The sequence below is a fragment of the Halorubrum sp. CBA1125 genome (genome assembly GCF_009742825.1).
Lineage (GTDB): Archaea > Halobacteriota > Halobacteria > Halobacteriales > Haloferacaceae > Halorubrum.
In genome coordinates this window covers 1-6,226 of the sequence record NZ_WPCE01000172.1, presented here as the reverse complement: position 1 = coordinate 6,226, position 6,226 = coordinate 1, and the positions used below count along the sequence as shown (strand labels likewise).

Genomic DNA, 6,226 nt, shown 5'->3' with positions numbered 1-6,226 from the left:
CGGGCGTCGCCGAGAGAGTTCGAGGATCGTCTCCGACAGCAGCGACACGCCGATCTCGAGGCTGCGCTCGTCGATGTCGACGTCGGCGTGTGGTGGCTTGTCGGTGGTCGTCCCGACGAGGACGTAGGAGGCGAGGCCGTCGTTGTCCTGGACCCGCTGCATCAGGTACGTCCCGTCCTCGCTGACGCCGAACTCCTCCGTCGGGATCACGCGATCGATCCCGTCGACGCCCCACGCGACGTTCCCGACGAGGTCCCGGAGCGCCGGGTGGCTGTCGACGCGCGGCGACTCGCTGATCATCCGGGGCGTGACGTCACAGTCGTGCATCTCGGCCGCGGCGTAGAGCACGCGCTCGAGTTCCGTCCGCGTGTACTCCATCAGCGCGGTCGTCTCGCCGCGAACCTCGGCGTCGATGGTGACCTCCTCGGCGATGACGTTGCTCGCGTCGCCGCCCTCGATGCGACCGACGTTCACCCGGGTCAGTCCATCGCTGTGCCGGGGAATTGCGTAGGCGTTCTGGATCGCGCTCGCCGCCGCCTGGATGGCGTTCGCGCCCTGGTTGGGCGCCTTCCCCGCGTGGGCGCTCGCTCCCTCGAACGTCGCCGTCAGGTGCGCCATCGCGAGCGGCCGCTCGATCCCGGCGACGACCTCTCCCGTCGGGTGGTCGAGCCCGATGTGGAGCGCGAGGAGGTACTCGACGTCGTCGAGGTGGCCGCCCTCGGCCATCGCCTTCCCGCCGCCGGAGATCTCCTCGGCCGGCTGGAAGAACACCTTGAGCGTCCCCTCGAACGCGCTCTCCGCGACGGCCTCCAGGGTCCCGATCGCGATCGCGAGGTGCGCGTCGTGCCCGCAGGCGTGCATGTACCCCTCGTGCTCCGAGCGGAACCCCTCGGCGGCCGGTCGGTGGCTCGCCTCGGCGGACTCTCCCATCGAGATCGCGTCGAGGTCGACGCGGAGCCCGACGCACGGTCCGCTTCCGCGTTCGAGCGTCGCGACGACGCCCGTGTGGCCGCCCGCAGTCTGGTCTAAGACGTCGGTCCGAACGCCGGCTCGACGCGCTCGCTCGCGCCACTCCTCGATGTCGGCCTCGGGCGGGACGGCCATGCGCTCTTCCGTCGCCAACGCCTTGCGACCGACGGCGACGTCGTCGACTCCGATCCGCTCGACCTCCTCGACGACGCGGGCGGTCGTCTGGAACTCACGCCACCCCGGTTCAGGGTGGCGGTGGAACGCCCGCCGCAGGTCGATCACCCTCGTCCGCAGGTCGTGAGACATCCTTCCCGACTGATAGCGGCCGCGGTACTTAACCGTAGCCGCTGAGAGGGACCAGCAACGCGCACGGGAGTCGGCGTGTTCGTCGACGTCTGACGGTACGTCGTCACCGAAAATTCGTGACCCCTCGCATTCGTGACACCCTCGTATTCGTGTCCTCCTCGAGTTCGTGATCCCCTCGCCTTCGTGGCACCGTGTCCCCAAACCGCACAAAATCCTCCGCTTGCGGGGGTGCTAACCGACTGGAGAGCGCAGCGTGCGTGTATGGTTCGACTCGCTCGCACCACCGAGGGGACGCCGCTGCTCGGTGACGAGGCGGGGTTCGTCCCGCTCGCCGCGGCGGACCCCTCGCTGAGGTCGATAGGTGCGGCGCTGCCGCGCGCGGCGGCGGGAACGCTCCCCGACCCGGCGATCGCCACCGCCGAGCGGATCCCGTCGAGCGATGTCGTGTTCGCCTCGCCGCTCGCGGCGTACGGCACGCTCTGGGGGATCGGACTGAACTACGCCGATCACGCCGCGGACCTCGACGAGGACCGGCCGTCCGAGCCCGCGAGCTTCGTGAAGCCGACGACGGCGGCCACCGGACCGGGCGGGCCGATCCGGCTTCCGCCTCGCGAGGTGTCAGACCGGGTGACGGCCGAGGCGGAGCTGGCCGTCGTCCTCGGCCGGACGTGCTCGGGCGTCTCGGCCGCCGTCGCCGACGACGTGGTCGCCGGCTACGTTCCCGTGATCGACGTGACCGCGGAGGACATCCTCGAGCGGAATCCGCGGTTCCTCACGCGAGCGAAGAGCTTCGACTCGTTCCTCGTCTTCGGTCCCTGGATCGCCACGACCGACGAGGTCGACGACCTCGGAGCGGTCCGGGTCGAGACGGTCGTGAACGGGGAGCCGAGAGCCGAGAACCGCGTCGCGAACATGATGACGGGCCCCCGAGACCTGGTCGCGTTTCACTCGGACGTGCTGACGTTCGAGCCCGGTGACGTGATCTCGACCGGCACGCCGGGCGCCCACCCGATCGAGCCGGGCGACGCGGTGACGGCGCGGGTCTCCGGCGTCGGCGACGTCAGCGCGGACGTCGTCCGGTAGAGTCCCATCGAGTGTCGGACAGCGTGAATATGAGAGAAAGAACCATACGGTGTCGGGTGGACAAGAACGTATGGAAAGCGACGAGCGGGCGGAATTAGCTTCTTCTCCCCACGAGAACGTCTCGCTCGAGGCCCTGCCGTTACACTCCACGAACCTCCTCACCGTCCTCGACGAAGACGGCATCATTCGATACGAGAGTCCCTCCATCGAGCGCATCTACGGCTACGAACAGGACGAACTCGTGGGCGAGCAGGTCGCCGAGTACGTTCACCCGGACGACCGCGAGCGGGTCATCGCCGCGTTTCAGGCCGTCGTCGCCGGCGACGAGTCCACCGTCGAGTCGGTCGAATTTCGCCACGAACAGGCCGACGGAACGTACGTGTGGGTCGAATCCGTCGCGTCAGGAAACTCCACCCCAGACGGGGGATACGTCGTCAACACGCGGGACATCGCAGACCGAAAACGACGCGAGCAGGAGCTCGAACGCCAGAACGAGCGGCTCGACGAGTTCGTCGGCGTCGTGAGCCACGACCTCCGGAATCCCCTCACCGTCGCCAGCGGTCGGTTGGAGCTCGTCGCAGACGAGTGCGAGAGCGACCACCTCGAGGCCGTCGAGCGTGCTCACCACCGGATGGAGACGCTGATCGAGCACCTGTTGACGCTGGCACGCGAGGGCGACCTGGTGAGCGACACGGCGGTGGTCGACCTCGAGGCGCTCGCGCTGAACTGCTGGCGACACGTCGAAACCGGGAGCGCGACGATCGTCACCGACGGCGACGGGCGGATTCGAGCGGACGAGACGCGCCTCCAGCAGCTCTTGGAGAATCTCATGCAGAACAGCGTGGAACACGGTTCCACGAGCAGCCGGACGCAGTCCGGCGACGCGGTCGAACGCGATGGGGCGGACGTCACCGTCACGGTCGGGATGCTGGACGACGGCTTCTACGTGGAGGACGACGGGGCAGGCATTCCACCGGACGACCGGGATCGGGTGTTCGAGGCCGGCTACTCGACAGAACGGGGGGGAACCGGATTCGGATTGAGTATCGTCAAACGAGTGGTCGAGGCGCACGGGTGGGACGTCCGCGTGACAGAGGGCACCGACGGCGGCACGCGATTCGAGATCACGGGCGTCGAATGCGTCCGGTGACGGGTTTCCCCATCAGGGCCGGACGGTGCGAACCAGCCACGTCTCGGGGTTCTGTTGTTTGACCGCGAACCGTTCGAGGGAGTCGATGTCGTCGACGAGATCGATCAGGTACGACCGCAGCGGAGCGGGATCGCGGTCGCTGACGACCTGCATCGTCGTCCCCGACTCGCCGTTCGCGACGTGCGTCTCGACGGCGTCGTACCGGTCCTCGGCGCTCAGTCCTCGGATATCCAGGGCGTTCGACGGGACATCGACCGACCAGATCTCGTCGTACCGTCGACGGACGGCGTCGGCGAGCGCCCGGAGCGACGACGGTAGGTGGTCGTCGGACGCGGTCGGGAACGTCTGCATCGCCTCGGTGAAGGGTAACTCGGACAGCACCGGCCGGTTCAGCGCCGCGATCGGGTCGCCCTCGCCGAACAGCTCGTGTGGCTCGCCGCACTCGTCGCAGACGAACTCTCCCATGTTGGAGACGATTCCCAACACGGGCACGTCGTTCTCCTCGAACAGTTGCAGCGAGCGGTGGGTGTCCGAGACGGCGGCGTGAAACGGCGTGGTGACGAACACGACCCCGTCGATCGGGACCGACTGGAGCGTCGTCAGCGCGATGTCGCCGGTTCCCGGTGGGAGGTCGATGACGACCGTGTCCGGATCTCTCCAGCGTGTGTCCTCGAACAGCTCCGAGAGGGCGTCGTGAGCCATCGCGCCGCGCCACGCCAGCGGCGCGGAGTCGGACATGAGCCCGACGCTCATGACCTCGATCCCCCGCGTCTCGACGGGGATCGGATTCCCCTCGTCGTCCGAGTGGACCGGGCCGCTGACTTCGAGCAGCTCGGGGACGTTCGGGCCGTGAATGTCGGCGTCGAACAGGCCGACCGCCTCGCCGTCGGCGGCGAGCGCGCGGGCGAGACCGGTCGCGACGGTGGACTTGCCGACCCCGCCCTTCGCGCTCGCCACGGCGATCACCCGGTCGGCGGTGGCGATGCCCGCCGCTCGGCCGTCGGTGTCTGGGGTGTCGGGAACCCGCTCGACGTGGGCGCGCTCGACCCCTTCGACTGCCGACGCGGCCTCGACGAGGGTGGCCGTCACCGACTCGGCCTCCTGTGGCGGGAAGTCGTGGAGGTCGACTTCGATGACGACCGTCCCGTCGGTCGTGTGGATGTTCTCGATCAGTCCGGCCTCGAAGACGGAGAGGTCGGCCTCGGGGTCGCGGACCTTTCGGAGCGCCGCTTCGACGTCGTCGTGGATCGCGTCGTCCATGTGTATCTGAGGTGTGTCTCTGCCGTTTCGGTGCGTTAGAGGTCTGGTCGTCGGTTCAGTCTGCTCTTGTGGGGGTCGTCGCCGGTATCGCCCTCCGTGCCGCCGGTGAATTGCCGGCGGAAGGCGCCGGGATCCGCCTCGATGGATCTGGCGGCTGTCGACCTGACCACCTCCGGCTCCGACTGATCGGCCGCCAGCTCACGGAGCCGGCTCTCGGCCCGTTCTCCGGACACGCCGGCGAGGAGGTGGGCGGCCCACTCCCGGACGCGCTCGCTCTCGTCGCGCGTCTGTTCCAGCAGGACGTCGGCGATGTCCTCGCCGCGGAGCTTGAACAGCGAGACCGCCGCGTTCCGGCGGACGGCGTGGTGGTCGTCGTCGAGAGCGGCCTCGATATCGGCCGCGAAGGCCGTTCTGTCGATCCGATCGAGGGCGATGAGAGCCTCCGAGCGAACCCACGGGTTCGGGTCGTCGAGCGCCTCGGCGGCCGCGTCGGCGGCGCGGTCGCCGCCGAGGTTCCCGAGGGACTCGACGGCGAACTGCCGCACGTCGGCGTCGTCGTCCGCCAGCCCAACTCGGACGAGAGCGTCGATCACGGCGTCCGTCGCGGCCTCCTCGCCGAGCGCGAGCGCGGCCCGACGACGCTCGACGACGTCGCCGTCGCCGAGCGTGGCGATCTTCTCGGCCGCCGGGTCGTCGGCGATCGGCGACACGTCGGTCGCCCGGAGCTCCCGCGGCGTCGCCTCGCCGATCGTCACGTCGCGGCTCACCTCGATGTCCTCGAGCCCCTCGGGACGCTCGCCGAACCCCGGGCTCTCCTCGGGGTGAACGCGCGGGTCCGTCGGGCCGTCGGTCGCCTCGTCGGCGTCCCTCACGCGTACTCACCTCCCGGTGTCGACAGCTCGGTGCGACAGAAGACGAGGGCGAGTCCCACGACGAGGGCGGCGGCGCGCTCCGGCGTCGTCGGTATCCCCGCGCACAGGCAGAGCCCGCTGCCGGCCGCCGCCGGGACGACACGCCGCCGAATCCCGGCCGCGACGGCGGTGACGCCCCCGGCGACGGCGACGGCGACGAACGGTACCGACACGCCGGTGATCGAGAGGGCGACGAGCAGCGTCGTCCCGGTGAGGAACGGCTCGACCGTCCCGGCCGCGAACACGCCGAGTCCGGCCGTCACCCCGACCGCGAGCGATCTCCAGTCGGGATCCATCTCGGGGGCGACGAGCGCGACCGCGGCGAGCGTGGCGCCGACGCCGACCGTGCGGGTCCCCCCGACGGCGAGGCCGAACGCGCCGCCCAGCGAGAGGCCGACGCCGACCGTCGCGATCCCGGCGGTCGCCAGTCGCCGATACCCGGCCGCCGTGGTCGGCCGGCCGACCGCCCCGAAGAGAGCCAGGGTCCCGCCGGCGGCGACGCCGACGGCCGCCGGGAGCGCGGCTGCCGGCGCCAGCGCCGCGACGT

The 6,226-nt window shown here is 70.0% G+C and carries 5 protein-coding genes and 1 pseudogene; 2 read left to right on the top strand and 4 right to left on the bottom strand.

Going from position 1 to position 6,226, the window contains the following annotated elements; all coding sequences use genetic code 11:
* The coding region (locus GJ633_RS13030) for an amidohydrolase (RefSeq protein WP_156589171.1) at positions 1-1,275 on the bottom strand (1,275 nt) is incomplete at its 3' end.
* A gap of 261 nt (positions 1,276-1,536) precedes the next feature.
* Between GJ633_RS13030 and GJ633_RS13025 the strand changes: the two genes are divergently transcribed.
* Together GJ633_RS13025 and GJ633_RS13020 are read left to right on the top strand one after the other, a co-directional pair.
* Positions 1,537-2,358, top strand: coding sequence for a fumarylacetoacetate hydrolase family protein (locus GJ633_RS13025; RefSeq protein ID WP_156589170.1), 822 nt, complete (start codon positions 1,537-1,539; stop codon positions 2,356-2,358).
* 70 nt (positions 2,359-2,428) lie between these two features.
* Positions 2,429-3,508, top strand: a complete 1,080-nt coding sequence (locus GJ633_RS13020) for a HAMP domain-containing sensor histidine kinase (protein WP_156589169.1) — start codon at positions 2,429-2,431, stop codon at positions 3,506-3,508.
* Between the two features lie 12 nt (positions 3,509-3,520).
* Here GJ633_RS13020 and GJ633_RS13015 read toward each other — a convergent pair whose 3' ends face one another.
* The 3 genes and pseudogenes from GJ633_RS13015 to GJ633_RS17250 form a co-directional block, all read right to left on the bottom strand.
* A complete protein-coding gene (locus GJ633_RS13015; protein WP_156589168.1) occupies positions 3,521-4,768 on the bottom strand; it encodes a P-loop NTPase in 1,248 nt (415 codons plus the stop codon).
* A gap of 35 nt (positions 4,769-4,803) precedes the next feature.
* Positions 4,804-5,640, bottom strand: a complete 837-nt coding sequence (locus tag GJ633_RS13010; protein WP_321169080.1) for a HEAT repeat domain-containing protein — start codon at positions 5,638-5,640, stop codon at positions 4,804-4,806.
* A pseudogene (locus tag GJ633_RS17250) lies at positions 5,637-6,226 on the bottom strand (hypothetical protein); the annotation flags it as partial. The gene GJ633_RS13010 and the pseudogene GJ633_RS17250, both read right to left, overlap by 4 nt.